Origin of the sequence: Aquamicrobium soli (genome assembly GCF_042646345.1) — a bacterium.
GTDB lineage: Bacteria > Pseudomonadota > Alphaproteobacteria > Rhizobiales > Rhizobiaceae > Mesorhizobium > Mesorhizobium soli_A.
Genome location: NZ_JBHRTK010000028.1, coordinates 117,622 through 144,356 on the forward strand (window position 1 = coordinate 117,622; position 26,735 = coordinate 144,356).

The window sequence follows — 26,735 nt, forward strand, 5'->3', positions numbered from 1 at the left end:
TGCGCTTTCACCTCACGCACCAACGGCTTCGTCAGCGGTCTCTTCACCCGCCGCAAGCTCGTCCTCGCTGATCCAGCCGGCCTTCAGCCGCGCCGCCAGCACCATCTGCTCGGCATCGGCGCGCGACACGCCGTGCGGGGCGAGCACGCCTGGGAACACCTTGGTCTCCCCGTCCTTGCGCTCCTTCCAGCCGACCAGGTCGTCGACCGCGTAGCCGGCAAAGTCCTCGACCGTCTTCACGCCGTCCTCGCCGAGCGTCACCATCATCGCGGTGGTCACGCCGGGGATTTCGCGCAGTTCGTCGGCCACGCCCAGTTCCCTGCGCTTGGCGTCGTGCTCGGCCTCGATCTTTTCCAGGTACTCGCGGGCGCGCTGCTGGATCTCGGAAGCCGTATCCTCGTCGAAACCGTCGATCGAGGAGATTTCCTCGGCCTCGACATAGGCCACTTCCTCGACGCTGGTGAAGCCTTCGGAGGCCAGCACCTGGCCGACCATCTCGTCGACGTCGAGCGCTTCCATGAACAGCGCCGAGCGTTCGACGAATTCCTTGTGGCGGCGCTCCGACTCTTCCTGCTCGGTCAGGATATCGATGTCCCAGCCGGTGAGCTGCGAGGCGAGGCGCACGTTCTGGCCGCGGCGGCCGATGGCCAGCGAAAGCTGGTCGTCGGGAACCACCACCTCGATGCGCTCGGCATCCTCGTCGAGCACCACCTTGGCCACTTCGGCCGGCTGCAGCGCGTTGACGATGAAGGAGGCAGCCGAGGGCGACCACGGAATGATGTCGATCTTCTCGCCCTGCAACTCGCCGACGACGGCCTGCACGCGCGAGCCGCGCATGCCGACGCAGGCGCCGACCGGATCGATGGAACTGTCACGCGAAATGACGGCGATCTTGGCGCGCGAGCCCGGATCGCGGGCGACCGACTTGATCTCGATGATGCCGTCGTAGATTTCCGGCACTTCCATCGTGAACAGCTTGGCCATGAACTGCGGATGGGTGCGCGACAGGAAAATCTGCGGGCCGCGCTGCTCGCGGCGCACGTCATAGACATAGGCGCGCACGCGGTCGCCATACTTGTAGTTCTCGCGCGGGATCAGTTCGTCGCGGCGGATGATCGCCTCGCCGCGCCCGAGATCGACGATGACGTTGCCGTACTCCACGCGCTTGACGGTGCCGTTGAGGATTTCGCCGATGCGATCCTTGTATTCGTCATACTGGCGGTCGCGCTCGGCCTCGCGCACCTTCTGCACGATGACCTGCTTTGCCGACTGGGCGGCGATGCGGCCGAAATCCATCGGCGGAAGCTGCTCGGCGATGAAGTCGCCAAGCTGGGCGTCGGGGTTGCGCTCGCGAGCGGTGGAAAGCGCGATCTGGGTGGCGTAGTCCTCGACCGCCTCGACCACCTCCATCAGCCGCTGCAGCTTCATCTCGCCCGTCTGCGGGTTGATGTCGGCGCGGATGTTGGTTTCCTGGCCGTAGCGCGAGCGCGCCGCCTTCTGGATCGCGTCGGCCATGGCGTCGATGACGATCTGCTTGTCGATCGACTTCTCGCGCGCGACCGCATCGGCGATCTGCAAGAGTTCAAGCCTGTTGGCGCTTACAACCATTTCTGTTCTCCCGAGCCTCGCGCCGGACCTTGCCGGCCGGCCTGCTCATTCACGGTTCAAGTTCGTTGTCGTTTTCGGCGTCCGGCACATCGTCCGATTCGCCCCGATGCTTCCTGGCGTCCTTGCGCGCTCGGTTGTCCTTCGACAAGGCGTCGCGAATAAGGTCGTCGGTCAGGATCAGCCGCGCCTCGGCGACCGCATCATAGGGAATCGACGCCGTCGGTTCCTCGCCATAGGCGGCCTTGTCGTTGCGCACGACGAAGCCATCTTCGCCGGCTTCCTCGATCTTGCCGCGGAAGCGCTTCTTGCCGCCGACGAGGACCGAGGTCTCCACTTTCACCAAATGGCCTGCCCAGGTGGAAAAATCCGCCTTGCGCACCAGCGGCCGGTCGATGCCCGGCGACGACACTTCCAGATGATAGGCCTTCTCGATGGGATCTTCCACATCGAGCGCCGGCGAGACCGCGCGGGAAACCTCCTCGCAGTCCTCCACCGTCATGGTGCCGTCTTCGCGCTCGGCCATGATCTGCAGCGTCAGGCCGTTCTGCCCGGACAGGCGAACGCGCACGAGGCGGAAGCCGATCCCGCGCAGCACCGGCTGGACAATGAGCGCGACGCGCGCATCGATGCCGCTTTCGCGGATGATGCGGTCGTCGCCAAGATCCTCGCTAGCCGTCACAGTCGCACTATCCTTTCGGTTGGCCGTTGCGGGCTACGCCCGGGTAATAAAAAAGAGCGGGACCGGGTGGACCCACTCTTCGTCATACCGACCAAGAATTTGAGTGCGATGTAAACCCGTTTTCGCGAAATTTCAAGCCCCGTGCCGGTCCCCTGCCCATCCATGCAACCAGAGCATGGCTAATGTGCAGGATCAGGCCTGTAACAAAAAGCCGGAGAGCCTATTTATGTTGCAGCGCACAATCGTGCTGTCGTTTTCAAGGAAGGGGTTCGTCATGTCAGGCAATCGCAGGTTTTCGGGCTTTGGCCGCTTCGTGGACACGCTGGGCAGTGCCATTGCCGTGGCCAGCGCCGTCGAGTCCGGCCGCAGGCCGCTGGCCCGCGACCTCGAGGCTCTCGGGATCGATCCGCGCCAGTTCACGAAAATCCGGCATCGCTAAGCCGGTCAATCCTCGTCGCCGGCCATCTGCGCCAGCACCTCGCCTTTTCCGCGGGCACGCATGATCATCGGCACGACCACCGCCGCGATCGCCAGCACCCACAGGCCGATGGCGATCCACGAGTGGAACAGCACCGTGATATCGCCCTGGCTGATGGCCAGCGCCCGGCGTAGCTGCTGTTCCGCCATCGGCCCGAGGATGAGTCCGATCACCACCGGCGCGATCGGATAGCCGAAGCGGCGCAGGCCATAGCCGAGCAGGCCGCAGGCGAGGAGAATGCCGAGTTCGAACACCGACGGGTTGGCGCCGATGGTGCCGAGCGTGGCGAACACCAGGATGCCGGCATAGAGCCAGTGCTTGGGGATGGTGAGCAGCTTCACCCACAGGCCGATCAGCGGCAGGTTCAGTACCAGAAGCATGAAGTTCGCCACCAGCAGGCTGGCGATCAGGCCCCAGACGAGCTGGGAATTGTTGGTGAACAGCAGCGGCCCGGGCTGCAGGCCGAACTGCTGGAAGCCGGCCAGCATGATCGCCGCCGTCGCCGTGGTGGGCAGGCCGAGCGTCAGCAGCGGCACCAGCGTGCCGGCCGCGGAAGCGTTGTTGGCCGCCTCCGGCCCGGCGACGCCCTCGATGGCGCCGTGGCCGAATTCCTCCGGCTTGGGCGTCAACTGCTTTTCCACCGAATAGGACAGGAAGGTGCCGATCTCGGCGCCGCCGGCCGGCATCGCGCCGATCGGGAAGCCGATCGCCGTTCCGCGCAGCCACGGCTTCCACGAACGCGCCCAGTCCTCGCGGTTCATCCAGACCGAACCCTTGACGGATTCCACCTTGTCGTCGTCGCCCGATGTCGAGGCGGCGACGCTCAGCGTCTCGCCGATGGCGAACATGGCGACGGCGAGTGTCGTCACCTCGATGCCGTCGAGCAGGTCGGGAACGCCGAAGGCCAGCCGCGCCTGCCCGGTTTGCAGGTCGATGCCGATCAGACCGAGAGTGAGGCCGAGAAACAGCGCGGTCAGTCCCCGCAAGGCCGAATCGCCGAAGGCCGCCGACACGGTCATGAACGCCAGGATCATCAGCGCGAAATATTCCGCCGGCCCGAAGGACAGCGCCATCTTGACGATGGTAGGGGCAATCAGCGCCAGCCCCAGCGTGGCGATGAGGCCGGCGACGAACGAGCCGATGGCGGCGGTGGCGAGCGCCGGGCCGCCCTTGCCCTTGCGGGCCATCTTGTTGCCCTCCAGCGCGGTGACGATGGAGGCGCTTTCACCCGGCGTGTTAAGCAGGATCGACGTGGTCGAACCGCCATACATGCCGCCGTAGTAGATGCCCGCGAACATGATCAGCGAGCCGGCCGGGTCCAGCTTGTAGGTGACGGGCAGAAGCAGCGCCACCGTCAGCGCCGGGCCGATGCCCGGCAGCACGCCGACGGCGGTGCCGAGGGTGACGCCGATCAGCGCGTAGAACAGGTTGATCGGCTCGAGGGCGACCAGGAAACCATTGGCGAGAAGTACGAAAGTGTCCATGCCGCGCTACCCGATCGCTTCTAGCCGGTAATGAGGGTTTCGAAGGGTCCGGCCGGCAGGGTCAACTGCAGGCCCTTGGCAAAGATGAACCAGACGACGAAGGACAGCACGACGCCGATTGGAAAGGTCATCCACAGCGGGCCGCGGCCGAATCCGCGCGCCGTCGCGGCAAACAGGAGGCCCGTGGCGATCGAGAACCCGGCAATCTTGAGCAGCAGCATCTGCCCGACAAGCCCGCCGACGATCCACAGGACAGGCGCGGCCCGTTCCGGCTCGCGCTCGGGGAAGCCGCCGCGCATGGCCGAAACCGCCGTGCAGACCGCCAGGATCAGCAGGACACCGGCGATCACATAGGGAAAGGTGGTCGGGCCGACCCGCGAATAGGCGCCGCCGCCGCCCATGGTCGCGGTGCTCCAGGCGATGACGCCGGCGAGCACCGCCAGCCCCACGGCGATGGCCAGCGCCGCCTTGTCGGCGGCGCGGCCTTTCTGTTGCGGCGCGCGCTCCTGCGGGTTGCCGCTCATTTGACGAGGCCGATGTCCTTCAGGATCGACGCGGTCGCCTCGGTATCGGCCTGGAGCTGCTTGGCGAAGTCATCGCCGGCCAGGTAGGTGTTTTCCCAACCCTTGTCGGCAAGCGTCTTCTTCCAGGTTTCGGACTGCGCCATCTTCTCGATGTCGGCGGTGATCGCCGCCTTCTGCTCGTCGCTCAGGCCCGGCGCTGCCGCGACCATGCGCCAGTTCTGGATGGCGACGTCGACGCCGCCTTCCTTGAAGGTCGGCGCGTCGATGCCGTCGACCTTGGCGTCGCTGGAAATGCCGATGAGGCGCAACTGGCCGGCCTTGATCTGCGATTCGAACTCGCCGTAGCCGGAAATGCCCACCGTCACCTGCCCGCCGAGGATGGCGGCCAGCGCTTCGCCACCGCCGGAGAAGGCGATGTAGTTGACCTTGGTCGGATCGACGCCGATGGCCTTGGCGATAAGCCCGGCGGTGATGTGGTCGACGCCGCCGGCCGAACCACCGGCCCAGGAGACCGCGCCCGGATCGGCCTTCAGCTTCTCGACCAGGCCCGCCATGTCCTTGATGTCGGAGGAGGCCGGCACGACGATCGTCTCATACTCGCCGGTCAGGCGGGCGATCGGCGTCACCTTGTCGAGGGCAACCGGGGAATTGTTGGTGAGGATGGCGCCGACCATGACATAGCCGCCGACGATCAGCTGGCTCGGGTCGCCCGAGGAGTTGTTGACGAACTGGGCGAGCCCGATGGTGCCGCCGGCGCCCGGAACGTTGAAGACCTGAACGGAAGAGGAAATCTTCTCGTCCTGCAGGGCGGACTGCATGGCCCGCGCGGTCTGGTCCCAGCCGCCGCCGGGCGCTGCCGGAGCCATGATCTTGTAGTCGGCAGCCCAGGCGCTGGCGCTGGCGAACATGCAGGCCAGGGACAGGGCGATGGTCAGTTTCTTCATGGAAATCTCCAGCGTTGTTTCAAAACGAAAGGGCCGATCCGAGCCACTTGCCGACCACGCGTCATGCCGGGCAGGAAACGCCCCCTCTCATGCACGTGCAGGCGGCTTGCCGCAGGCAGAAGGATTTCCATAGAAACTTTTCCCGGCGAGGCTTGTCAACACAATGTTGCCGGAATCGGCGGCGGCCGGGCGGGGCGCCGTCAGCGGCGCCGAAACGTCAGGTAGGCGGGCCGGCGCCCTTCGTGGATGGCCTTCGCCTCGTAGCGCGTGCCCGGCCATCCGGCATAGGGCTGGTGCCAGTCGGCGGCCTCGGTCGCCTGCCATTCGAAAGCCTCGTGCGCGCGGCAGAAAAGCAGCGTCCAGTTGATGTAGCTGTCGATGTCCGAGGCGAAGCGGAAAACGCCGCCCGGTTTCAGCGCGCGGGCAAAACGGTCGAGATTGACCCGGCTGACGAAGCGGCGCTTCCAATGCCGCTTCTTCGGCCACGGATCGGGATAGAGAAGGTCGATGCCATCGAGCGAAGCGGGCGGCAACCAGTCGAGCAATTGGGTGGCGTCGTCGTCGTGGACGCGCAGGTTTGCAAGGCCGGAGGCGGTCGCGGCGGTCATCATCTTGGCCATGCCGTTGACGAACGGCTCGACGCCGATGAAGCCGGTGCGCGGGTTGGACGTGGCTTCATGGCGAAGATGCTCGCCGCCGCCGAAGCCGATCTCCAGCCGCACGGCGGAGACCTCCGCCGCAAACAGGGTGCGCAGGTCGGCCGGCGCGGGCCGCGCCAGATCGAGCCCGTAGGCCTTGAGCCCGGCCTCCAGCGCTGCCGCCTGCTGCGGCCGGATGGCCTTGCCGTGCCGACGCCCGTAGAAGGCCTCGGTCGACCGGCTCGGCCTGGAATGGGAGGTCTCTGAACTCATCGGGCTTCCGGGTCCGACAGCAGCTAGGCGCCGCGCGGGCAAAGCCTGCACGGCGCGTTTTTCTCAGGCGGCGACGGCTTCTTCCCTGAGCGCTTCCTTGAGCGCCTTGATGAGGTCGGTCCGTTCCCACGAGAAGGAACCGTCGCGGCCGGCCTTGCGGCCGAAATGGCCATAGGCCGAGGTCTTGGCGTAGATCGGCTTGTTGAGGTCGAGATGGCGGCGGATGCCCGTCGGCGACAGGTCCATCACCTTGCGCAGCGCGTCCTCCAGCTTGCCCTCGTCGACCTTGCCGGTGCCGTAGAGGTCGACATAGATCGACAGCGGCTGGGCAACGCCGATGGCGTAGGAGAGCTGGATGGCGCAGCGATCCGCCAGCTTGGCTGCGACCACGTTCTTGGCGAGGTAGCGCGCCGCATAGGCGGCCGAGCGGTCGACCTTGGTGGTGTCCTTGCCCGAGAAGGCGCCGCCGCCATGCGGAGCCGAGCCGCCATAGGTGTCGACGATGATCTTGCGGCCGGTAAGGCCGGTATCGCCGTCGGGCCCGCCGATGACGAACTTGCCTGTCGGGTTGATGTACCAGTTGCAGTCGTCGTCGATCGGCAGATCGCCGAGCGCTTCGCGGATATAGGGCTCGACGACCTGGCGGACCTTCCGGGAATCCCAGCTTTCATCGAGATGCTGGGTGGAGACGACGATCTGCGTGACCGCGGCCGGACGGCCGTTCTCGTAGCGGACCGTCACCTGGCTCTTGGCGTCTGGGCCGAGCTTGGCGGCGTCGCCCTCGCCGGCATGGCGGGCGGCGGCCATCAGTTCGAGGATCTTGTGGCTGTAATAGAGCGGGGCCGGCATCAGGTCCGGCGTCTCGGTGCAGGCATAACCGAACATGATGCCCTGGTCGCCGGCGCCTTCGTCGCCCTGCCTGTCGGAGGCATTGTCGACGCCCTGCGCGATGTCGGCCGACTGGCCGTGCAGCAGCACGTCGATGCGGGCCTTCTTCCAGTGGAAGCCAGCCTGCTCGTAGCCGATCTCGCGAATGGCCTTGCGCGCCGCAGCCTTGAACTTCGTCGGATTGATGATCGGGAAGTCCTCGGCATCCGTGAGGATGTTGCCCTGCTTGTCCTTCTTCAGGAGCGAGTCGGGAACCCGAACCTCGCCGGCGATCACGACGCGGTTGGTGGTCGCCAGCGTCTCGCAGGCGACGCGCACGTCCCAGGGGTCCATTCCGGTCTTCCTGGCCTCGCGATAGACCAGGTCGACGATCTCGTCGGAGATGCGGTCGCAGACCTTGTCGGGATGGCCCTCGGAAACCGATTCGGAAGTGAAGTAGTAATTCTGCCGCATAACGGGTGTCCCCTCTCGAAAACGATCGGCAGACCGCCGACGTGGCGAAACGTCTGTTAGCGGGGGCCAAGCCCGCTCGTCAAGCAAGCTTTGCCGCGTTTGGGCCCATATGGCGCAACGACGTTCCAAAACCGCGCCCGGGCCGGCGGCGACGCCGCATCGGCGCCCATCCCCGCGAGATCGCGAAGGATTTGCGACAGGCCAACGGACTTTTTGGTCCAGCGGCCCGTTTCAATCGTTCGAGGCGACACGGGCGATGGCGCGGCAGTTAGTCGGCGTCGTCGGCCAGCGACTTGACCAGATCGATGATCCGGCGGCGAACCTTCGGATCCGCGATCTTGACGAAGCCGCGGTTCAACTGGAGGCCCTCCGGCGTCGAGCAGAACTGGACGGCGAAAGCAGTCGAAGGGTCCTCGGAAAAGCCACGGCCGCTGGTGCTTTCCTGGCCCGGCGCATCCTCGAAGAAGAAGGCCACCGGCACGTCGATGATGGAGGCGATCGCCTGCAGGCGGCTGGCCCCGACCCGGTTGGTCCCCTTCTCGTATTTCTGTATCTGCTGGAAGGTGATGCCGAGATTTTCGCCCAGCTTTTCCTGGCTCATGCCAAGCATGTTGCGGCGAAGTCTGATCCGGCTTCCTACGTGAACATCGATAGGGTTCGGCTTCTTCTTGTTTTGTTCTATCATTTCGTCCTCGCCGAGCTTCCCGGCAATTTTTGTGTTTTCCGCCCCGACCGTCCGGTTCCGCCCAGCGGGCAATCGGGTTCCCCACGCCATCCATTATAATATGAATTTCTAATATAATCGCTGTCAATTCATCCGTAGTCTTTGCCTTACGTTCAGCGAGGCGGCCACGAGAGCGAGCAGGACCATTATCAGAAAACCGTTAACACGCCGTTGGTTAGCCGTTGCCACCGTCTGCCGCGCTATCGGCACATGTATGTCCATAGTTCCATGGGCATTCACTCCCAATGCGTCAACAATACGACCGTTGGCATCCACCACGGCAGAGATCCCGTTGTTGGCAGCACGCAGCAAAGGCAATCCATTTTCCACTGCACGAAGCTGAGCCTGCCTGAAATGTTGATACGGACCCGGCGTATCGCCAAACCACGCATCGTTGGTAACGTTTACAATAAGCTGAGTTGACGCTGCGTCAACTGCCACCAGCTCGGGAAAGATTACTTCATAACAGATGAAGGGCAGTGCCCGGATGCCGCCCGGCACCTGGATCGAATGGCGCTCGTTGCCCGCCGAAAAAACCATCGGCCCGGCGACGAGCTGGACGAGGCCGAAACGGCGCAGGAGATCGGAAAAAGGCAGGTATTCGCCGAAGGGCACCAGGTGGACCTTGTCGACCGCGTCGACGATCTCGCCGCCGTCGTTGATGGCAACGACCGAATTGTAATAGCGGCTGTCGGCGGCGGTCGCTCCGGGTTCCTCGCGCACGATGCCGGCAAGCAGCATCTGGCCCTCGTCCAGCATGTCGCCGATGGCCGTGAGCGCCTCCGGGCGCTCGGTGAACAGGAACGGCACCGAGGTTTCCGGCCACAGGACCAGCTGTGGCCTGGCATGGTCCGGTTCCGGCGCTTTCGTCGACAGCGCCACCAGGTCGGAAAAGATGCGGTCGCGCACCGAAGCGTCCCATTTCTCGGCGAGGTCGACATTGGGCTGGACGATGCGAACGTCGAGGCTTTGCGTTGCCGGCTCCGCCTTCTGCGTAAGCCGCACATAGCCGAAGCCGACATGGGCGGCGGCGATCAGGACAAACAGCGCGCCGCCGACGGCAAGATGGCGGCGGTCGGCCAAAAGCGCCGGCAAGGCGAACACGAACACGGCGAGCGCGTTCATGCCGACCATGCCGACCGCCGAAACGCTCTGCATCAGAAGCGGCACCGGCATCGCGGCATAGCCCACCGCGTTCCAGGGAAAGCCGGTGAACAGGAAGCCGCGCAGCCATTCGGCCAAGCCGAAACCGACGGCGAGCGCGGCGATGCGGCCGATGCCGCTGCTCCACAAAAGCCGGGCCACCGCCGTGGCGAAGCCGTAAAAGAAGGCGAGCATGAGCGGGATGCCGAGCACCGCGAACGGCAGGGCCCAGGCGAAACTATCGGCCTCGACCAGCAGCGCGCCGCCGATCCACCACAGGCCGGCAAGGAAATAGCCGAAGCCGAACCACCAGCCGACGGCGAACACCGGCCGCAAGCGCCCGAGCCAACCGGCGGACGGCTCCGCCGTCGCGCCGTCGATCAGCCACACCAGCACTGGGAAGGAGACGAAGCAGGCGGCGAAGAAATCGTAAGGCGCCTGCGCCAGGACTGCCAGGGCGCCGGCCAGGAAGGCCACCAGCGAGCGGCGCCAGCCCCAGAGCAGAATTATCCGGCCGGAAAGGCGCTGCATCAAGCTGTCCACGTCGCGCGAATCACGGCGACAAGATTTATCAGGCGCCGGCCTATGCTCCAAATGGTCAGCGCCTGTCTATCCGGCGCCGAGCAGGATCACGCCGACGATGAGTATGAAGCAGCCGACGATCCGCCACCGGCCGACGGGCTCTTGCAGGATGACCATGCCGAACAGCGCGCCGACCATCATCGACATCTCGCGCATCGGCGCAACGATGCTGAGCGGCGCCTGCATCGAGAGCGCCATCAGCACCAATATGTAGGACAGCGGCGACAGCAGGCCGACGCCAACGGCAAGACGCCATTTTCCCCGCATCCGCTTCAGCGCGCCATGGCTGTCATGCAGCATGAGCGGGGCGAGGAAAGCGAAACGCAGGAAGTTCGAGCACCAGTCGAGGACGACGGGATGGATGGCGAGCACCTTGACCCCATAGGCGTCGACCACCGTGTAGCAGGCGATCAGCATGCCGGTGACGACGCCCCACCGCACGCCCGTGAGCCCGCCGGGGCGGCGAAAGATGGCCAGGTTGCCTTGCGTGGAAATGAGGCCGATGCCGACGACGACGCAGAGCAGTCCCAGAATGCCGTTCGACGTCGGGGCCTCGCCTAGGAACAGGAAGGCGGCGAGCGTGGAGACCGTCGGCCCCATGCCGCGCGCCACGGGATAGACGACCGAGAGGTCGGCCACCTGGTAGCCGCGCTGGAGGCAAAGGCTGTAAGCGAGATGGACCACGCCGGTGAGCAGGATGCAGCCGACGACCGGCAGGTTCCATGCCATCTCGCCCCGCGCGAGAATCCACAGCGCCCAGGGCGCGTAAAGCACGCAGCAGAACAGATTATAGGCGAAGACGAAACTCGGTCCTGCAAGCGCAGCGCGCTTGGAAAGGAGGTTCCATGCCGCGTGGATGAAGGCGGCAAGCACGACGAGGGAAAGGGCGGCATAGGACATGAGACCTCCAGACCGTGCCTCGGCACGGCGTTCAAGTCTCGACGTCTCCGCCTCTGGGCTTTTATCCCTTGGGTGCAGCCGCGCCATGTGGCGCGGGGTCTACAACGCTCGGACCAGCAGCGGCCGGCAGCCACCCGGAACCCTAGTTGTCACTCAGTCGATGATCGTTTCTAGCCCGTCCGGCAGCACCGCCGCAAGAGGGCTTGCGGCCCCTGCCCGGGCTCAGGCCTGCTCCGCGCGCACCGCGCGGCGCCGGCGCTCGGCCTTGCCGCTGTGAACGATGCGCACGCGCTTGACGCGGCGCGGGTCGGCGTCGAGCACGTGGAACTCGAAGCCCGGGATCGCCTGCACCACCTCGCCGCGCGCCGGCACGCGGCCCAGCGTGTTGAAGATCATGCCGCCGATGGTATCGACGGAATCGCCGTGCTCGCCGGGGCTGAAATCGCTGCCGATCATCTGGGCGACTTCCTCGATTTCGGCCTTGCCGTCGACAATGAAAACACCGTCGCCGGCCTGGGTAATCATCGGCTCGTCATCGTCGTGCTCGTCCTCGATGTCGCCGACGACCATCTCGACGATGTCCTCCAGCGAGGCGAGGCCGTCGGTGCCGCCATATTCGTCGATGACCAGCGCCATCTGCGTGCGCGTCGCCTGCATGCGGCCCATCAGCTCGGAAGCGAGCATGGACGGCGGGACGAACAGCACCGGGCGGATCAGGTTGAGGTCGTCGATGCTGCGGGTGAGATCGACCCGGGCGAAGTCGAGCACGCTCGGGGCCGGCGCCTTCTTGGTCGCCCTGCCCTTCTTGACGCGGCCGACCTTGGTGATGTGGGCAAGGACGTCTCGGATGTGGACCATGCCGCGCGGGTCGTCCAGCGTCTCGGAATAGACCGGCATGCGCGAATGGCCGGATTGCTCGAAAAGCCCGAGCAAGTCGCCGAGCGAGGTGCCGATCTCGACCGCCTCGATATCGGCCCGCGGCACCATCACGTCCTCGACGCGGACTTCGCGCAGCCGAAGGATGTTGTTGAGCATGGCGCGCTCGCCGGGCGAAAACGATTCCGCGTCGCTCGCCGTCTCGGCCAGCGCGTCGGCGATCTCTTCGCGCAGCGAGGTGCCGTTGCGTTGCCGAAACAGGCCCAGCGCGCGTTGCAGAAGCGAAGGGCCGGCAGCGTGGTGGTCGCCCGAAGCGCTGCCGGACGCGGTACTCGATCCGGGTTCGTCGTCGGGCTGATCGGGGGCTCCGATCAGGTTGCCAGGCGCGGGCTGCGCGGCAATCTCTGCTTTGTCGTTCATCGTCGTCCGGTCACTTGGTCCATCGGTGTTACGCGTAGGGATCGGGAATGGCAAGCCTCGCCAGCGCCGCGCGCTCGATCGCTTCCATCTCGTCGGCCTGCGCGTCGGTCATATGGTCATGCCCGAGCAGGTGCAGAAGACCATGGACCACAAGATGCGTGATATGGTGCTCCAGCGGCTTGTTTTCCAGTTCGCTTTCGGCGGCCACCGTTTCGGCGGCCAGCACGATGTCGCCCAGCATGGGCGGCAGCGGGCCTTCCCTCGTCTCGGGAAAGGCCGGGAAGGAAAGCACGTTGGTCGGCTTTGGCTTGCCGCGCCAGTCGGCGTTGAGCACGCTGATATGGGCGTCGTCGGTGAAGGTGACGCCGAGTTCCGAATGTCCCGGGCGGCAAGCGCCGATCTCCGCGAACACGGCCGCGGTCGCGCGCTCGACCCATCCGGCCAGATCCGTCTCCGCCGGCCACTGCCCCGCCTCGACGATAACTTCGATGTCGAGCGGGGGCGAAAGGAGATTATCCGCCATGGAGTTTGGCCAGTCGCATGCGGCGAATACCCCCACCCCTGACCCCTCCCCGCAAGGGGGAGGGGGATTCCGGAACCGTTTCGCGCTTCAGAAATGGAGGCCAACGGTGGGTGTTCCCCTCCCCCTTGTGGGGAGGGGTCAGGGGTGGGGGCAGCGATCGTGAAATCACCGATCTCAATCCCATAGGCCGGGGTCAGCCCTCGACGCCGAGGCCGCGCGACACCTTGCCGTCGCGGTCGTAAGCCTTGACGATCTCGGCGACCAGCGCGTGGCGCACCACGTCCGCATCGTTGAAGCGCACCGTCACCACGCCGGAAATGCCGTCGAGGATGCGCAGCGCCTCCACCAGCCCGGACTTCGTGTTGGGCGGCAGGTCGATCTGGGTCGGGTCGCCGGTGACGATCATGCGCGAATTCTCGCCAAGCCGGGTCAGGAACATCTTCATCTGCATCGGCGTGGTGTTCTGCGCCTCGTCCAGGATGACGGCGGCATGGGCCAGCGTGCGGCCGCGCATGAAGGCCAGCGGCGCGATCTCGATGACGCCGGCGGCAATCGCCCGCTCGACCTTGTCGCCCGGCATCATGTCGTAGAGCGCGTCGTAGAGCGGCCGCAGGTAGGGATCGACCTTGTCCTTCATGTCGCCGGGCAGGAAGCCGAGGCGCTCGCCGGCCTCCACCGCCGGCCGCGACAGGATGATGCGCTCGACCAGGCCGCGCTCCAAAAGCATCGCCGCATGGGCCACCGCCAGGTAGGTCTTGCCGGTGCCGGCCGGGCCGATGCCGAACACCAGTTCGGCCCGCTCCAGCGCGCGCATATAGGCGTCCTGGTTGGGCGAACGGGCATAGATCGTCTTCTTGCGCGTGGCGATCTGGGCCGCCGCCATCTTGCCCCTGCGCTCCAGCGTGGGCAGCGTCAACTGGTCGTCCACGGCCACCGACATGCGCACCGCGCCGTCGACGTCGGACGGGCTTATCTCGCCGCCCTTCTGCAAGACCTCGTAGAGGCTGTCCAGCGCCCTGCGCGCCTGCTCCGCCGCCGGAGCCGAGCCCTTGATCGTCAACTGGTTGCCGCGCGAGCGGATATCGACGCCGAGCTTCTGTTCCAGCCGCGCCAGATTCTCGTCGAACTGGCCGTAAAGCGCGCTGGCAAGCTTGTTGTCGTCGAAGGCAAGGACAATGTGCGCCATGTCGGACGCCCCTGACGGAGCCTGGACGGGTAAAGCCTTGATCTCGGCTGGGCTCAAGCGTCTCTCCTCATGCGGCGAATCCGTCACTCCGCAGCTTCCGCAACCGGCTCGGCGTGCAGGCTGTTGAAACCCGTTCCCGTGATTCGCACTGGAATAATGTCACCGATTTCACCGGCCTTTTCATCAACAATTACCGGCTGCAGCCAGGGCGAGCGACCGACCTTCTGGCCGGCCTGCCGGCCCGGCTTCTCGATCAGGGTCTCGATCGTGCGGCCGACCATGGAAACGCTGAAAGCCTGCTGCTGTTCCACCAGCAGCGCCTGGAGGCGTTGCAGGCGCTCATCCTTCACCGCCTCGGGCACGTGGTCGTTCATTTCGGCGCCCGGCGTGCCGGGGCGCGGCGAGTATTTGAAGGAGAAGGCCGAGGCGTAGCCGACCTCGCGCACGATCGTCATCGTGTCCTCGAAATCGGCTTCGGTCTCGCCGGGGAAACCGACGATGAAGTCGCCGGACATGGCGATGTCGGAGCGGGCGGCACGGATGCGCTCGATCAGCCGCAGGTAGTCGCTCGCCTTGTGGCGGCGGTTCATCGCCTTCAGGATGCGATCCGATCCGGACTGCACCGGCAGATGCAAATAGGGCATGAGGGTGGAGAGGTCGCGGTGCGCCTCGATCAGCTCGTCGTCCATGTCGCGCGGATGGCTGGTGGTGTAGCGCAGGCGGGCGATGCCCGGGATTTCGGCCAGCCGGAACAGGAGCCGTCCCAGGCCCCATTCGCCGCCGTCCGGGCCTTGCCCGTGCCAGGCATTGACGTTCTGGCCGAGCAGCGTCACCTCGCGCACGCCGGCCGCCGCCAGCCGCTCGGCCTCGGCCACGATCTGGGCCACGGAACGCGACACTTCCGAGCCGCGCGTATAGGGCACGACGCAGAAGGTGCAGAACTTGTCGCAGCCCTCCTGCACGGTCAGGAACGCCGTTACGCCGCGCTTGATGATCTCGGCCGGCTTCGGCTGCGGCAAATGCTCGAACTTGTCGTCCAGCGCATAATCCGTCTCGACAACCTTGCCGCCGTCGCGGACCCTCGCCAGCACGTCCGGCAGGCGGTGATAGGTCTGCGGGCCGACGACGAGATCGACGGCGGGCGCGCGGCGGATGATCTCGGCGCCCTCGGCCTGTGCCACGCAACCGGTGACGCCGATGGTCAGTTGCCTGCCCTCCAGCGCCCGCTCGGCCTTCATGTCGCGGATGCGGCCAAGCTCGGAATAGACCTTTTCGGCTGCCTTCTCGCGGATGTGGCAGGTGTTGAGCAGGACCAGGTCGGCCTCGCCGATGGCGTCTGTCGCCACATAGCCGTCGGCCGCCAGCGCGTCGGTCATGCGCTGCGAGTCGTAGACGTTCATCTGGCAGCCATAGGTCTTGACGAAAACCTTCTTCGTCTCCGCCACCGCCGCCTTCTCGCCCGTCCGGCCCTCGTTTCGGACCGCCACACTATTTTCCAGTTCCATGCGGCGGCTTCTAACGCCTTTCCATGACAAAAAACAGACGATTCTATTTTCGCGGCAGGGCGGGCTGCGGATAGCGAAGGGCCTTCTCCATCAGCGCCTGCACGCGCTGTTCGACCAGCCGGGCGGTTTCCTTGCGGCTCGCCCCCTTCGAGAACACGACCGGCTCGCCGAAATGCACTTCCACGTCGAGTGCCCGCTCGCGCAGAAGCGCCAGCGCATGCGGAGCCAGATCCTCGTCCCCGATCCACGAGGCGAAATGCCGGTCGCGGCGGCCGAAGGAAACGCCATGCAGGCGCGTGTAGCAGATCGCCACCGGCTGCACGTAGACCTCGCTCGCCGCGCCTTCGGCGACGGCCATCGAGGCGGCGCCGAACAGCGTGCTCTTGAAGGGCAGCAGCATGTTGCCGTCGCCGGTCGTCCCTTCGGCAAACAGCACCATCGCATCGCCCTTGCCCAGCCGCACGGCAATCTCGCTCGCTTGGTCGCCCGACTTGCGCTTGCGCTCACGCTCGATGAACACCGTGCGCTGCAGTTTCGACAGCCAGCCGAGCAGCGGCCAGCCCTCGAGTTCGGACTTGGCAATGAAATTCACGTCGGCCAGCGAGCCGAGCACCAGGATATCGGTCCAGGACAGGTGGTTGGAGGCGACCAGCAGCGGCCGCTTGTCGGAAAGCGTGCCCGTCGCATGAACGCGAATGCCGAGCCCTTTCAGCAGCGCCCGGTGCCAAAGCCGCAGCACCCGTGTCTCGCGCCACCAGCCGGTCTTGAGCGCGACGACCTGCAACGGCGCCAGCACGAGCGTCGCCGCCATGATGAACGCCAGTGCCAGAAAAGCCCGGACCCTTGCGATCATCGGTCGTTTCGCTGGCGCAGTTCGCGGCGCATGACCAGCGCGCCGCTCGGCCCGTGTTCGGCCGAATGGTAGTAGTTGGCGCGCCGGCCCACCTCCTGGAAGCCGAAACGGCGGTAAAGGGCGATGGCGGGCGCGTTGGTCTCGTCCACCTCCAGGAAAAGCGCCTCGGCGCGCTCGCCATGCAGCTCGCGCAGCACCGCATCCATCAGCCGCCAGCCGAGGCCCAGCCGGCGATGCGAGCGGGCAACCGCGATGGTGAGGATTTCTCCCTCGCCCGCCGCCAGCCTGGCCAGCACGAAGCCAACCGGCGCCTTGGCGCCGTGGCCGACTTCGCGCACGCCGAAGCCGAATACCGTGTCCTGTTCAAGCAGCGAGGAAAATTCGTCCGCGCTCCAGGGCCGGGAAAAATCCTCACGGTGCAGGAGCGAAAGCGCGTTGCTGTCGGCCTCGGCCAGGGGCTCGACCACGAATTCCTTCCGGCCTGCGGAAAGGAAGGGAATACGCATCACGAAACCCTCGGCAGGACGAAGCCGGCCTGCGGCTTGGCATCGGCGGCGCGCAGATAGAGCGGATGGGGCTTTTCGCCCGGTTCCTTCCCGGCCGCCAGCCGGGCATAGACGGCGATATCGGCCGTCGCCGCCAGCGGCCCGAACTCGAACGATCCGCCCGCCGCGGCCGCGATCTTTCCGGCCAGAGTGCCGGACAGCACCGGGGTATCGGCCACGGCCATCTCCGTCATTTGCGCCAGTGTCGCCACCGCCGGACCATAGCGCAGGGTCATCGCTTCGTCGTAGAGGGCGGCGTGAATTTCCTCGCGCCCGCCGTCGAGCGCCACCAGCACGGCGCGGCCCGGGAATTTCCCGCGCGTTTCCTCGGCCAGCGCCTCCAGCGTGGTGACGCCCACCGCCGGAATCTTTAGCGCCAGTGCCAGGCCGCGAACGGTGGAGACGCCGACGCGCACGCCGGTGAAGGAGCCGGGGCCGACGGATACAGCCAGGGCGCCGAGGCCGGAATAGTCGATGCCGGCCTTCTCCAGCGCCTCGGCGATCACCGCCATCAGATGTTCGGCGTGGCCCTTGCCGAGGTCGAGCACGGCGCGGCCAAGTTCCCTTTGCGCGCTCGCGTCATAGACGCAGGCCGCACACAGATTTGCCGAACAATCGACAGCGAGGAGAACTCTCATTTGGTGCCTATCCGCACCCTCCGCTATGGCTCCGGGCGTTCGTCGCTCGAAAAGCCCATTCGAGGGCTTTTCGTCCGCTACGCGGACCGCTTCTCACCCTTCAGTTCCAGCCGGCGCGCATGCAGGAACGGCTCGGTGTAGCCGTTGGTCTGCTCGCGGCCCCTGAACACCAGGTCGCAGGCGGCCTGGAAGGCGATCGAGCCGTCGAAATCCGCCGCCATCGGGCGATAGAGCGGGTCGCCGGCGTTCTGGCGGTCCACCACCTTGGCCATGCGCTTCATCGTCTCCATCACCTGCTCCTCGGAGCAGACCTTGTGGCGCAGCCAGTTGGCGATGTGCTGCGAGGAGATGCGCAGCGTGGCGCGGTCTTCCATCAGGCCGACATCATGAATGTCCGGCACCTTGGAACAGCCGACGCCCTGGTCGATCCAGCGCACCACATAGCCCAGGATGCCCTGCGCGTTGTTGTCCAGTTCGGCCTGGATGTCTTCCGGCGACCAGTTCGGGCGCGTCGCCACCGGCACCGACAGCAGATTGTCCAGCTTTGCCTTCGGCCGGCTCTTCAGCTTCTCCTGCACCGCCTGCACGTTGACCTTGTGGTAGTGCGTGGCGTGCAGCGTCGCGGCCGTGGGCGACGGCACCCAAGCGGTGTTGGCGCCGGCCTTCGGGTGGGCGATCTTCTGCTCCAGCATCGCCGCCATCATGTCCGGCATCGCCCACATGCCCTTGCCGATCTGGGCGTGGCGAACCAGCCCGCATTCGAGCCCGGTGTCGACGTTCCAGTCCTCATAGGCGGCGATCCATGCCGCCTGCTTCATGTCGCCCTTGCGTATCATCGGCCCGGCTTCCATCGAGGTATGGATTTCGTCGCCGGTGCGGTCGAGGAAGCCGGTGTTGATGAAGGCAACGCGGTCCTTGGCGGCGCGGATCGCCTCCTTGAGGTTGACGGTGGTGCGCCGCTCCTCGTCCATGATGCCGACCTTGATGGTGTTTTGCGCCATGCCGAGCAGTTTTTCGACCCGCGCGAAAATCTCGACGGCGAAGGCAACCTCGTCGGGGCCGTGCATCTTCGGCTTGACCACATACATGGAGCCGGTGCGCGAATTGCGGCGCGCGCCGCTTTCGCCGACGTCGTGCAGCGCGATCAGCGCCGTGACGGCGGCATCCATGATGCCTTCCGGGATTTCCGAGCCATCCTTGAGCAGGATCGCCGGGTTGGTCATCAGGTGGCCGACATTGCGCACCAGCATCAGCGAACGGCCATGCAGGACAAGCTGGCCGCCGTCGGGCGCCGTATAGGTGCGGTCGGCGTTGAGCTTGCGCGTGAACGTCTTGCCGCCCTTGGTGATCTCCTCGGCGAGGTCGCCCTTCATCAGGCCGAGCCAGTTTCGGTACACCACCACCTTGTCCTCGGCGTCGACGGCGGCGATCGAATCCTCGCAGTCCTGGATGGTGGTCAGCGCCGCTTCCAGGATCATGTCGGCGATGCCGGCCGGATCGGTCCGGCCGATGGCGTTCTCGCGGTCGATCACGATCTCGATGTGCAGGCCGTTGTTGACCAGGAGCACGGTCTCCGGATTGGCCGCATCGCCGCGATAGCCCGCGAACTTCTTCGGGTCCGCAAGCGTGGTCGAACCGCTGCCGGCGGCAAGCTTCAGGCTGCCGCCCGCGACCGAAAGCCCGCTGACGCCGGCCCAGCTACCGGTGGTGAGCGGCACGCTTTCGTCCAGGAACGCCTTGGCCCAGGCGATGACCTTTTCGCCGCGCTTGGGATTGAAGCCCTTGCCCTTTTCGGCGCCGCCCGTCTCGGCGATGGCATCGGTGCCGTAGAGCGCATCGTAGAGCGAGCCCCAGCGCGCGTTGGCGGCGTTGAGCGCATAACGCGCGTTCATCACCGGCACCACCAGTTGCGGGCCCGCAACCGCCGCGATCTCGGCATCGACACCGGTCGTGGTGACGCTGAAAGCCGGGCCTTCCGGCACCAGGTAGCCGATCTCCTTCAGGAAAGCCTTGTAGACTTCCATGTCCACCGGCGCGCCGTTTTCGCGATACCACGCGTCGAGACTGGCCTGCATGGCGTCGCGAGTGGCGAGCAGTTCGCGGTTCCTGGGGGTAAGGTCGTGGGCGATGGCCGAAAGGCCGTTCCAGAACGCATCGGCCTTCACGCCGGTGCCCGGCAGCGCCTCGTTCACGACAAAGTCGTGAAGCTGGCGCGCAATCCGCAGCCCGGCGATTTCGATACGTTCATCAGTCATTTCGCAGTCTCCAAAACCTTCCGGCCGTCGGTACCGGCCTCGTCAATTCATGTGAGGGGGGCTTTGCCACGACGGGAAGGTGTGGTCAATTCCGCTTGGGATCAAGCAGTTGGTACCTTGGGATCAAGCCGTTGGCCCAAGAAAGTGCGCCAGCGCGCCGGCGGCCGCTTCAATCGCCGTCCGCGGGCTTGGAAATGCTGATATCCCGCGAGGATTTTTCGACGCACAGGAAGCAGCAATATTCGCAAGGCGGCCGGTCGTTGTCCGGCCCGACGCCGAAGGCGACGCCGTCGTCGCCAACCTTCCACGCCCCGAAGCAGATGCGCTCGCCCGCAATGCAGCTCACCGGCACCGACTTCTTCTCCCGCGCATCGAGGAAGTAGGCCTTGCCGCCGCCCGGCCACACCTTCTGCCGGTCCTGCCCGAACAGCTCGACCGCCACGGCATGGTGGCGGCGGTTCTTCAGATAGAAATGCATATCGGCAGCGCGGGCGCCCGGAACGGCATAAGCAGCGAGAACCAGGGCAATGACGACAAAGCGAATCATGGCAGGCCCAGCGTTGAGGCTTGATCATGCCATGAAAGAGGAGGCACAGGAATTGTTAGGCGACACACAAGCACATAAGCGATTGATTTCTGCGCTTCTCACACTGTCCCGCCAGCACTCTCATAAGCGTTCGTAAGTTGCCTCGCGAGCATTCCAGAGAGAAGTTCTTCCATCTTAGAAAGATCAATGCGACCGTCGGTCCACGCCTCATCCGCTGCGTCCAACGCATCGAAATAAGGATTCCGATTGTCGACGATTTGCTCAGGAATGGTTGGCGTTCCGGGAAAAACACTATGGGCGCGAATTGAAAGTACTACATAAGACAGAATACGCGAGGTGCGACCATTGCCGTCCGCAAAGGATGGACCCAGTTCAATCGCCACATAACATAAGACGCTAAATGGATGGCGGTCTTTACTTTCCAACTGTCATTTACGTAGTCACACAGCTCTTCGATCAGTTCAGGGACAAGATGAGCCTCAGCAGGCTTATGCTTGCTACCGACAATTTCGACGCCAGCTGGCCGGAAATTGCCAGCATACGCGCTGATGCCCGTAAGAGCCTCGCGCTGAAGCGCAAGGATGAGAGAAGGTCGCAGCTTGAAGGAGCCGCGCTCTAATGCTTGATGAACAATTTGGATGCCATAGTCAAACTGGCGAAGACCGTTTCTAGCCTCGGCCTCAGCCTTCGCTTGAGGATCGGATAGAAGCTCGGCTTCGAACGCTTTACTGTGGCGCTGGACTTGATCCGTCACCTATCGCCTCAGTGTTTGGCGCTTTGATCGAGAAGCTCCGCCTGTCGATCAATCATCTCACGAGTGATCCGATCATTCTCAAACTTGGTATTCCCATAAGCGAAACTTCGGCGTTGCTGCTCTCTCTCACGGGCCGATTGGTCCAATGTCCGAGTTGCTTCAATCAATTTTTTGAGTGCGTCCGTCATCACCATTCTCCAACAGCTTGTCGGCTGCAAATCACTATACACTCTAGCATGCGCGAGGGTTGCGACGTTGCCAACTGTCTTTCCGTTGCGTTCGATCAAATTTAGAACAGCGTCAATTGTCCCCCATCTTCAGCGCCTGGATGAACGCTTCCTGGGGGATGTCGACCTTGCCGAACTGGCGCATGCGCTTCTTGCCTTCCTTCTGCTTGTCCAGAAGCTTGCGCTTGCGCGAGACGTCGCCGCCGTAGCACTTGGCGGTCACGTCCTTGCGCAGGGCGGAAATGGTTTCGCGGGCGATCACCTTGCCGCCGATCGCCGCCTGGATCGGGATCTTGAACAGGTGGTGCGGGATCAGTTCCTTCAGCTTTTCGCACATGACGCGGCCGCGCTTTTCGGCCGCCGTGCGGTGCACCAGCATCGACAGCGCGTCGACCGGCTCCTCGTTGACCAGGATCGACATCTTGACCAGGTCGCCCTCGCGGTAGTCGGTCAGGTGGTAGTCGAAGGAAGCATAGCCCTTGGAGATCGACTTCAGCCGGTCGTAGAAGTCGAACACCACCTCGTTCAGCGGCAGGTCGTAGACCAGCATGGCGCGCTTGCCGACATAGGAGAGGTCGGCCTGGATGCCGCGCCGGTCCTGGCACAGCTTCAGGATCGAGCCGAGGTAATCGTCCGGGGTGAGGATGGTGGCGCGTATCCACGGCTCCTCGATCGAGGCGATCTTCATCACGTCGGGCATGTCGGCGGGGTTGTGCAGTTCCTTCTGCGTGCCGTCGGAGAGGTTCAGCTTGTAGACGACCGAAGGCGCGGTGGCGATCAGGTCGAGGTTGAACTCGCGCTCCAGCCGCTCCTGGATGATTTCCAGGTGCAGCAGGCCGAGGAAGCCGCAACGGAAGCCGAAGCCGAGCGCGGCCGAGGTTTCCATCTCGAACGAGAACGAGGCATCGTTGAGCCTGAGCTTGCCCATGGCGGCGCGCAAATCCTCGAAGTCGTCGGCGTCGACCGGGAACAGGCCGCAGAACACCACCGGCTGCGCCGGCTTGAAGCCCGGCAGCGCCTTTTCGGTGGGGCGCTTGTCCTCCGTGATGGTGTCGCCGACGCGGGTGTCGGCCACTTCCTTGATCGAGGCGGTGATGAAGCCGAATTCGCCGGGGCCGAGCTCGTCGACGGGAACGCGGGCGGGCGTGAAGACGCCGGTGCGCTCGACCAGGTACTTGGCGCCGGTGCCCATCATGCGCACCGTCTGGCCCTTCTTCAGCACGCCGTCGATGACGCGCACCAGCACGATGACGCCGAGATAGGCGTCGTACCAGCTGTCGACCAGCATCGCCTTCAGCGGCTTCGAGGCGTCGCCCTCGCGCGGCGGCGGCAGCTGGTTGACGATCGCCTCCAGCACGCCCTCGATGCCGATGCCGGTCTTGGCCGAAATCATCACCGCCTGGCTGGCGTCGATGCCGATGACCTCCTCCACCTGCTCCTTGATGCGCTCGGGCTCGGCGGCGGGCAGGTCGATCTTGTTCAGCACCACCACGATCTCGTGGTCGTTGTCGATGGCCTGGTAGACGTTGGCGAGCGTCTGCGCCTCGACGCCCTGGCTGGCGTCGACCACCAGCAGCGAGCCTTCGCAGGCGGCCAGCGAGCGCGACACCTCGTAGGCGAAGTCGACGTGGCCGGGCGTGTCGATCAGGTTGAGGACATAGTCCTCGCCGTTCTTTGCGCGGTATTTCAGGCGCACGGTCTGCGCCTTGATGGTGATGCCGCGCTCCTTCTCGATATCCATGTTATCGAGGACCTGCTCCTTGCCGGCCATCTCGCGCGCGTCCATGCCGCCGGTCATCTGGATCAGCCGGTCGGCGAGCGTCGATTTGCCATGGTCGATATGGGCGACGATGGAGAAGTTGCGGATATGGGAAATGGGTGTTGTCATGGCCGCGGGCTTTAGCAGGGGCGGCTTTCCCCGGCAAGCGGCGGCAGTTCGGGCGCGTGCCTACCCCACACAGGAATGTGAGGCGATGCCGCCGTGCTGCTATCGTATAGTGCGAAGCGTTCGGAAGCCAAAGGAGACAGCCATGACCAGACGGCAGATTGAAACGGCGCTGTGCCTGCTCGGCGCCGGCGCGGTCGCAACGGGCCTTGCCCTCTGGCAGGCACCGGCGAGCGCGGCCGAGGACGCGGTGGTCATCCCGCCGCCGGCCGTCGACGAACAGGCGGCGCCCGGCACGGAAACGGCGGTGTTCGCCGGCGGCTGCTTCTGGGGCGTACAGGGCGTGTTCCAGCATGTGAAGGGCGTGGAAAGCGCCGTCTCCGGCTATGCCGGCGGCAGCGCCGACACCGCCTCCTACGAAACGGTGGGCTCCGGCCGCACCGGCCACGCGGAATCGGTGAAGATCACCTACGAGCCGTCGAAGATCACCTACGGCCAGTTGCTGCAGGTGTATTTTTCGGTCGCTCACAATCCGACGCAACTGAACTACCAGGGGCCGGACCGCGGCCGGCAGTACCGTTCGACCATCTTCGTGGCCAACGACAGCCAGAAGAAAATCGCCGAGGCCTATATCGCCGAACTCGACAAGGCGAAGGTGTTCGACAAGCTGATCGTGACGACGCTGGAGACCGGCAAGACCTTCTATCCGGCGGAAGACTACCACCAGGATTTCCTGACGCGGAACCCGACCTATCCCTATATCGTCTATAACGACCTGCCCAAGATCGAGAACCTGAAGCGGCTTTTCCCCGCGTTCTACCAGGAAAAGCCGGTGCTTGTGATGGCCGAGGCCGGCAACTGAACGGACCGCATGGACAGCCTTGCCCACCCGCCAGCCCTCGATCACGACCGGCTGGCGGCGCTGCAGAAAATCTCGTTCAACTACTTTCTCGCCGAGTGCAATGCGGAAAACGGCCTGATCGCCGACCGCACCCGCGCCGGCGTGCCGGCCAGCATCGCGGCGGTCGGCATGGCGCTTACGGCCTATCCGGTCGCCGTGGCTCGCGGCTTCATGAGCCGCGGCCATGCCCGCGACAGGACGCTGAGGACGCTGCGCTTCTTCTGGAGCAGCCGGCAGGGCCCCGAGCCGGACGCCACCGGCTACAAGGGGTTCTACTACCACTTCCTCGACATGCAGAGCGGCCGCCGGGCCTGGAATTGCGAGCTCTCCACCATCGACACCGCCCTGTTGATGGCTGGCGTGCTCGTGGCCGGGGCCTATTTCCGCGAGGACGACGAGAAGGACGCCGAGATCCGCCGCCTTGCCGACGCGCTCTACCGGCGCGTCGACTGGCAATGGGCGCGAGACGGCAGCACGGCGGTGACGATGGGCTGGAGGCCCGAACGCGGCTTCCTGCCCTATCACTGGACCGGCTATGACGAGGCGCTGATCCTCTACGTGCTGGGCCTGGGGTCGCCCACCTATCCGCTGCCGCCCGAAAGCTACGAGGCGTGGCTGTCGCGCTATCGCTGGAAGAAAATCTACGGGCGCGAGCTGCTTTTCGCCGGACCCCTGTTCATCCACCAGATGTCGCATATCTGGATCGATTTTCGCGGCATCCGCGACGAATTCATGCGCGGGCGCGGCAGCGACTATTTCGAGAACAGCCGCCAGGCCACCTACGTGCAGCGGCAGTACGCCATCAACAACCCGCGCGGCTTCAGGGGCTATCACGAGAACTGCTGGGGCATCACCGCCAGCGACGGTCCGGGCGACCAGGCCGGCATCATCGACGGCGTCGGCCGGCGCTTCTGGGGCTACCGTGCGCGCGGCGTGCCCTACGGCCCGGACGACGGCACGATTTCGCCTTGGGCGACGGCGGCCTCGCTGCCGTTCGCACCGGAAATCGTGCTGCCGGCGCTGCATTACTTCCACAAGATCGGCCTCAAGGACGACCATCGCTACGGCTTCACGGCAAGCTTCAACCCGACGCTCGGCGCGAGCGACGACAATCCGCGCGGCTGGCAGGCATCGGAGCATGTCGGCATCAACCAGGGGCCGATCGCGCTGATGATCGAGAACTATCGCAGCGACTTCATCTGGCGGCTGATGCGCAACTGCCCCGCCATCGTCACCGGCCTGCGGCGCGCCGGCTTCTCCGGCGGCTGGCTGTAAGCGTGGCTATTTCGGGTTGCCGCTCACCGGATCGTATTTGATTTCCACCTTGGCGCGGTCGGTGGTGTAGTAGGTGACGTCGTAGACGCCCTCGTCCCAGTCGATTTCGCCGATGTAGCGAAAATCCTGCCGCTGCTCGACCTTGGCGATGATCTCCGACAGTTTCTTGGCGTTCTGGGGCGGCGCCTTGTCGGCCTCCTGCGCCAGCGACGTGCCGGAAAGCAGCATCAACAGGACGGTCGCAGCGGAAATCGGCTTGAGCATGGTCTTCCCTCGGGTTCGGCAAAAGGGTTCAACCCTTTTGCGCCGCCTTTGTTCCCGAGGAGGCGCTCCGTCAGGCGACGCGGCGCAGCACGCTGAACTGGAACGACTGGGAATTTCCCTGCGGGGTCGGGTGAGCCTGCCGCCGCTCGGCGACCAGCTCGAACCTCGGCCCCAGCGCCTGCGCCAGCGATCCCGGCTCGTAGCGCACGACCGGCAGGCCGCTGCAGCGTTCCGGGCCATCGGCGGCAAAGGTCGCGATGACGGCATGGTCGCCCTGCCCGACTGCGGCGTGCAGCGCCTCGACATAAGCTTCCCGGTCCTGCGGCTCGGTCAGGAAGTGGAAGGCCGCGCGATCGTGCCAGACGGCGTATTGCCGCGCCGGCCGCCAGCGGGTCACGTCGGCGGCGATCCAGTCCACCGCGACCGCCGCCGCGCCAAGCCGCTTGCGGGCGAGATCAAGCGCCACCGGCGAAATGTCCAGCACGGCGACGTCGCGGTTGCCGGCGGCAACGAGCGCATCCACCAGGCGGGACATGCCGCCGCCGATGTCGACCAGCGAAAGCGACGCGGGATCGCCCAACTCGCGGATCAGCTCGAGCGAGATTTCCGGCGTGGGCTGAAACCAGCTCACCGCGTCTTCCGCCTTGGTGGCGTAGACCTTGTCCCAGTGATCTTGCCCGCCCGTTTCCAGGATCATCTTGAGACTCCGCGAAATCCCCGGCGCCATCATGCGCCATTGCCGCCGCCGCGACAACGTGGACGG

The 26,735-nt window shown here is 65.2% G+C and carries 27 protein-coding genes; 3 read left to right on the forward strand and 24 right to left on the reverse strand.

Features of this window, described 5'->3' with window-relative positions; all coding sequences use genetic code 11:
* Nucleotides 1-12: 12 nt before the first annotated feature.
* Nucleotides 13-1,608 carry a transcription termination factor NusA gene (gene nusA, locus ACFOHJ_RS21010; protein ID WP_378224364.1) on the reverse strand — a complete coding sequence of 532 codons (1,596 nt, stop codon included), beginning with the start codon at nt 1,606-1,608 and terminating at the stop codon, nt 13-15.
* 49 nt (nt 1,609-1,657) lie between these two features.
* On the reverse strand, nt 1,658-2,287 hold the full coding sequence (rimP, locus tag ACFOHJ_RS21015; protein WP_378224367.1) for a ribosome maturation factor RimP: 630 nt from the start codon (nt 2,285-2,287) through the stop codon (nt 1,658-1,660).
* A gap of 175 nt (nt 2,288-2,462) precedes the next feature.
* Between rimP and ACFOHJ_RS21020 the strand changes: the two genes are divergently transcribed.
* Nucleotides 2,463-2,726 (forward strand): hypothetical protein, encoded by a 264-nt coding sequence (locus ACFOHJ_RS21020; RefSeq protein WP_378224369.1) that lies wholly within the window; start codon nt 2,463-2,465, stop codon nt 2,724-2,726.
* A 5-nt stretch (nt 2,727-2,731) separates the two neighbouring features.
* On the opposite strand, the gene ACFOHJ_RS21025 is transcribed toward ACFOHJ_RS21020, so the two are convergent.
* The 20 genes from ACFOHJ_RS21025 to lepA form a co-directional block, all read right to left on the reverse strand.
* Nucleotides 2,732-4,249, reverse strand: coding sequence for a tripartite tricarboxylate transporter permease (locus ACFOHJ_RS21025; RefSeq protein WP_378224371.1), 1,518 nt, complete (start codon nt 4,247-4,249; stop codon nt 2,732-2,734).
* Between the two features lie 20 nt (nt 4,250-4,269).
* On the reverse strand, nt 4,270-4,773 hold the full coding sequence (locus ACFOHJ_RS21030) for a tripartite tricarboxylate transporter TctB family protein (protein ID WP_378224372.1): 504 nt from the start codon (nt 4,771-4,773) through the stop codon (nt 4,270-4,272).
* A complete protein-coding gene (locus ACFOHJ_RS21035; protein ID WP_378224375.1) occupies nt 4,770-5,717 on the reverse strand; it encodes a Bug family tripartite tricarboxylate transporter substrate binding protein in 948 nt (315 codons plus the stop codon). The genes ACFOHJ_RS21030 and ACFOHJ_RS21035 overlap by 4 nt, the downstream gene beginning before the upstream one ends.
* Nucleotides 5,718-5,917: 200 nt before the next feature.
* Nucleotides 5,918-6,628: a tRNA (guanine(46)-N(7))-methyltransferase TrmB gene (gene trmB / locus ACFOHJ_RS21040; RefSeq protein ID WP_378224377.1), complete on the reverse strand. Its 711-nt coding sequence runs from the start codon at nt 6,626-6,628 to the stop codon at nt 5,918-5,920.
* 63 nt (nt 6,629-6,691) lie between these two features.
* On the reverse strand, nt 6,692-7,969 hold the full coding sequence (metK, locus tag ACFOHJ_RS21045) for a methionine adenosyltransferase (protein WP_378224379.1): 1,278 nt from the start codon (nt 7,967-7,969) through the stop codon (nt 6,692-6,694).
* Nucleotides 7,970-8,237: 268 nt separating this feature from the next.
* Nucleotides 8,238-8,654, reverse strand: a complete 417-nt coding sequence (locus tag ACFOHJ_RS21050) for a helix-turn-helix domain-containing protein (protein WP_378224382.1) — start codon at nt 8,652-8,654, stop codon at nt 8,238-8,240.
* A 123-nt stretch (nt 8,655-8,777) separates the two neighbouring features.
* Nucleotides 8,778-10,367: an apolipoprotein N-acyltransferase gene (lnt, locus tag ACFOHJ_RS21055; RefSeq protein WP_378224384.1), complete on the reverse strand. Its 1,590-nt coding sequence runs from the start codon at nt 10,365-10,367 to the stop codon at nt 8,778-8,780.
* 78 nt (nt 10,368-10,445) lie between these two features.
* Complete coding sequence (locus tag ACFOHJ_RS21060; RefSeq protein ID WP_378224385.1) at nt 10,446-11,318, reverse strand: EamA family transporter; 873 nt, start codon at nt 11,316-11,318, stop codon at nt 10,446-10,448.
* A 222-nt stretch (nt 11,319-11,540) separates the two neighbouring features.
* Entirely contained in the window at nt 11,541-12,614 is a 1,074-nt protein-coding gene (locus tag ACFOHJ_RS21065; protein ID WP_378224387.1) for a hemolysin family protein, read from the reverse strand.
* Between the two features lie 28 nt (nt 12,615-12,642).
* Nucleotides 12,643-13,137, reverse strand: coding sequence for an rRNA maturation RNase YbeY (ybeY, locus tag ACFOHJ_RS21070; RefSeq protein ID WP_378224389.1), 495 nt, complete (start codon nt 13,135-13,137; stop codon nt 12,643-12,645).
* A gap of 193 nt (nt 13,138-13,330) precedes the next feature.
* Entirely contained in the window at nt 13,331-14,323 is a 993-nt protein-coding gene (locus tag ACFOHJ_RS21075) for a PhoH family protein (RefSeq protein ID WP_378224390.1), read from the reverse strand.
* Nucleotides 14,324-14,406: 83 nt separating this feature from the next.
* Nucleotides 14,407-15,828, reverse strand: a complete 1,422-nt coding sequence (gene miaB / locus ACFOHJ_RS21080) for a tRNA (N6-isopentenyl adenosine(37)-C2)-methylthiotransferase MiaB (protein ID WP_378224392.1) — start codon at nt 15,826-15,828, stop codon at nt 14,407-14,409.
* A gap of 43 nt (nt 15,829-15,871) precedes the next feature.
* Complete coding sequence (locus ACFOHJ_RS21085; protein ID WP_378224395.1) at nt 15,872-16,681, reverse strand: lysophospholipid acyltransferase family protein; 810 nt, start codon at nt 16,679-16,681, stop codon at nt 15,872-15,874.
* Nucleotides 16,678-17,187, reverse strand: a complete 510-nt coding sequence (locus ACFOHJ_RS21090) for a GNAT family N-acetyltransferase (protein ID WP_378224397.1) — start codon at nt 17,185-17,187, stop codon at nt 16,678-16,680. Before ACFOHJ_RS21090 ends, ACFOHJ_RS21085 begins: the two co-directional genes overlap by 4 nt.
* Nucleotides 17,187-17,864, reverse strand: a complete 678-nt coding sequence (tsaB, locus tag ACFOHJ_RS21095; RefSeq protein ID WP_378224399.1) for a tRNA (adenosine(37)-N6)-threonylcarbamoyltransferase complex dimerization subunit type 1 TsaB — start codon at nt 17,862-17,864, stop codon at nt 17,187-17,189. The genes ACFOHJ_RS21090 and tsaB overlap by 1 nt, the downstream gene beginning before the upstream one ends.
* A gap of 77 nt (nt 17,865-17,941) precedes the next feature.
* Nucleotides 17,942-20,119, reverse strand: coding sequence for a malate synthase G (locus ACFOHJ_RS21100; protein WP_378224402.1), 2,178 nt, complete (start codon nt 20,117-20,119; stop codon nt 17,942-17,944).
* Between the two features lie 169 nt (nt 20,120-20,288).
* The gene (locus ACFOHJ_RS21105; protein WP_378224404.1) at nt 20,289-20,666 is read right to left on the reverse strand and encodes a hypothetical protein; all 378 of its coding nucleotides are present in this window, start codon (nt 20,664-20,666) and stop codon (nt 20,289-20,291) included.
* Nucleotides 20,667-20,979: 313 nt separating this feature from the next.
* Entirely contained in the window at nt 20,980-21,420 is a 441-nt protein-coding gene (locus tag ACFOHJ_RS21110) for a Fic family protein (protein WP_378224407.1), read from the reverse strand.
* An 8-nt stretch (nt 21,421-21,428) separates the two neighbouring features.
* The gene (locus ACFOHJ_RS21115; protein ID WP_378224410.1) at nt 21,429-21,608 is read right to left on the reverse strand and encodes a hypothetical protein; all 180 of its coding nucleotides are present in this window, start codon (nt 21,606-21,608) and stop codon (nt 21,429-21,431) included.
* 112 nt (nt 21,609-21,720) lie between these two features.
* Nucleotides 21,721-23,535, reverse strand: a complete 1,815-nt coding sequence (lepA, locus tag ACFOHJ_RS21120) for a translation elongation factor 4 (protein WP_378224413.1) — start codon at nt 23,533-23,535, stop codon at nt 21,721-21,723.
* Between the two features lie 142 nt (nt 23,536-23,677).
* Here lepA and msrA point away from each other — a divergent pair, with 142 nt between their 5' ends.
* Together msrA and ACFOHJ_RS21130 are read left to right on the forward strand one after the other, a co-directional pair.
* Nucleotides 23,678-24,394 (forward strand): peptide-methionine (S)-S-oxide reductase MsrA, encoded by a 717-nt coding sequence (msrA, locus tag ACFOHJ_RS21125; protein ID WP_378224416.1) that lies wholly within the window; start codon nt 23,678-23,680, stop codon nt 24,392-24,394.
* Nucleotides 24,395-24,403: 9 nt separating this feature from the next.
* Nucleotides 24,404-25,708, forward strand: a complete 1,305-nt coding sequence (locus tag ACFOHJ_RS21130) for a glucoamylase family protein (RefSeq protein WP_378224418.1) — start codon at nt 24,404-24,406, stop codon at nt 25,706-25,708.
* A 6-nt stretch (nt 25,709-25,714) separates the two neighbouring features.
* Here ACFOHJ_RS21130 and ACFOHJ_RS21135 read toward each other — a convergent pair whose 3' ends face one another.
* Together ACFOHJ_RS21135 and ACFOHJ_RS21140 are read right to left on the reverse strand one after the other, a co-directional pair.
* Complete coding sequence (locus ACFOHJ_RS21135) at nt 25,715-25,972, reverse strand: PepSY domain-containing protein (protein WP_378224420.1); 258 nt, start codon at nt 25,970-25,972, stop codon at nt 25,715-25,717.
* Nucleotides 25,973-26,042: 70 nt separating this feature from the next.
* Nucleotides 26,043-26,669, reverse strand: a complete 627-nt coding sequence (locus ACFOHJ_RS21140; RefSeq protein ID WP_378224422.1) for a class I SAM-dependent methyltransferase — start codon at nt 26,667-26,669, stop codon at nt 26,043-26,045.
* Between the last annotated feature and the right edge of the window lie 66 nt (nt 26,670-26,735).

Coding starts and splice junctions, on each gene's coding strand:
- msrA (WP_378224416.1), top strand. CDS start 23,678: ATGACCAGACGGCAGATTGAAACGGCGCTGTGCCTGCTCGGCGCCGGC.
- ACFOHJ_RS21035 (WP_378224375.1), bottom strand. CDS start 5,717: ATGAAGAAACTGACCATCGCCCTGTCCCTGGCCTGCATGTTCGCCAGC.
- ACFOHJ_RS21050 (WP_378224382.1), bottom strand. CDS start 8,654: ATGATAGAACAAAACAAGAAGAAGCCGAACCCTATCGATGTTCACGTA.
- ACFOHJ_RS21085 (WP_378224395.1), bottom strand. CDS start 16,681: ATGATCGCAAGGGTCCGGGCTTTTCTGGCACTGGCGTTCATCATGGCG.
- nusA (WP_378224364.1), bottom strand. CDS start 1,608: ATGGTTGTAAGCGCCAACAGGCTTGAACTCTTGCAGATCGCCGATGCG.
- ACFOHJ_RS21060 (WP_378224385.1), bottom strand. CDS start 11,318: ATGTCCTATGCCGCCCTTTCCCTCGTCGTGCTTGCCGCCTTCATCCAC.
- ACFOHJ_RS21025 (WP_378224371.1), bottom strand. CDS start 4,249: ATGGACACTTTCGTACTTCTCGCCAATGGTTTCCTGGTCGCCCTCGAG.
- ACFOHJ_RS21135 (WP_378224420.1), bottom strand. CDS start 25,972: ATGCTCAAGCCGATTTCCGCTGCGACCGTCCTGTTGATGCTGCTTTCC.
- miaB (WP_378224392.1), bottom strand. CDS start 15,828: ATGGAACTGGAAAATAGTGTGGCGGTCCGAAACGAGGGCCGGACGGGC.
- ACFOHJ_RS21030 (WP_378224372.1), bottom strand. CDS start 4,773: ATGAGCGGCAACCCGCAGGAGCGCGCGCCGCAACAGAAAGGCCGCGCC.
- metK (WP_378224379.1), bottom strand. CDS start 7,969: ATGCGGCAGAATTACTACTTCACTTCCGAATCGGTTTCCGAGGGCCAT.
- lnt (WP_378224384.1), bottom strand. CDS start 10,367: ATGCAGCGCCTTTCCGGCCGGATAATTCTGCTCTGGGGCTGGCGCCGC.
- ACFOHJ_RS21100 (WP_378224402.1), bottom strand. CDS start 20,119: ATGACTGATGAACGTATCGAAATCGCCGGGCTGCGGATTGCGCGCCAG.
- tsaB (WP_378224399.1), bottom strand. CDS start 17,864: ATGAGAGTTCTCCTCGCTGTCGATTGTTCGGCAAATCTGTGTGCGGCC.
- lepA (WP_378224413.1), bottom strand. CDS start 23,535: ATGACAACACCCATTTCCCATATCCGCAACTTCTCCATCGTCGCCCAT.
- ACFOHJ_RS21090 (WP_378224397.1), bottom strand. CDS start 17,187: ATGCGTATTCCCTTCCTTTCCGCAGGCCGGAAGGAATTCGTGGTCGAG.
- ACFOHJ_RS21130 (WP_378224418.1), top strand. CDS start 24,404: ATGGACAGCCTTGCCCACCCGCCAGCCCTCGATCACGACCGGCTGGCG.
- trmB (WP_378224377.1), bottom strand. CDS start 6,628: ATGAGTTCAGAGACCTCCCATTCCAGGCCGAGCCGGTCGACCGAGGCC.
- ybeY (WP_378224389.1), bottom strand. CDS start 13,137: ATGGCGGATAATCTCCTTTCGCCCCCGCTCGACATCGAAGTTATCGTC.
- ACFOHJ_RS21140 (WP_378224422.1), bottom strand. CDS start 26,669: ATGATCCTGGAAACGGGCGGGCAAGATCACTGGGACAAGGTCTACGCC.
- ACFOHJ_RS21020 (WP_378224369.1), top strand. CDS start 2,463: ATGGCTAATGTGCAGGATCAGGCCTGTAACAAAAAGCCGGAGAGCCTA.
- ACFOHJ_RS21105 (WP_378224404.1), bottom strand. CDS start 20,666: ATGATTCGCTTTGTCGTCATTGCCCTGGTTCTCGCTGCTTATGCCGTT.
- ACFOHJ_RS21065 (WP_378224387.1), bottom strand. CDS start 12,614: ATGAACGACAAAGCAGAGATTGCCGCGCAGCCCGCGCCTGGCAACCTG.
- ACFOHJ_RS21075 (WP_378224390.1), bottom strand. CDS start 14,323: ATGGCGCACATTGTCCTTGCCTTCGACGACAACAAGCTTGCCAGCGCG.
- ACFOHJ_RS21115 (WP_378224410.1), bottom strand. CDS start 21,608: ATGACGGACGCACTCAAAAAATTGATTGAAGCAACTCGGACATTGGAC.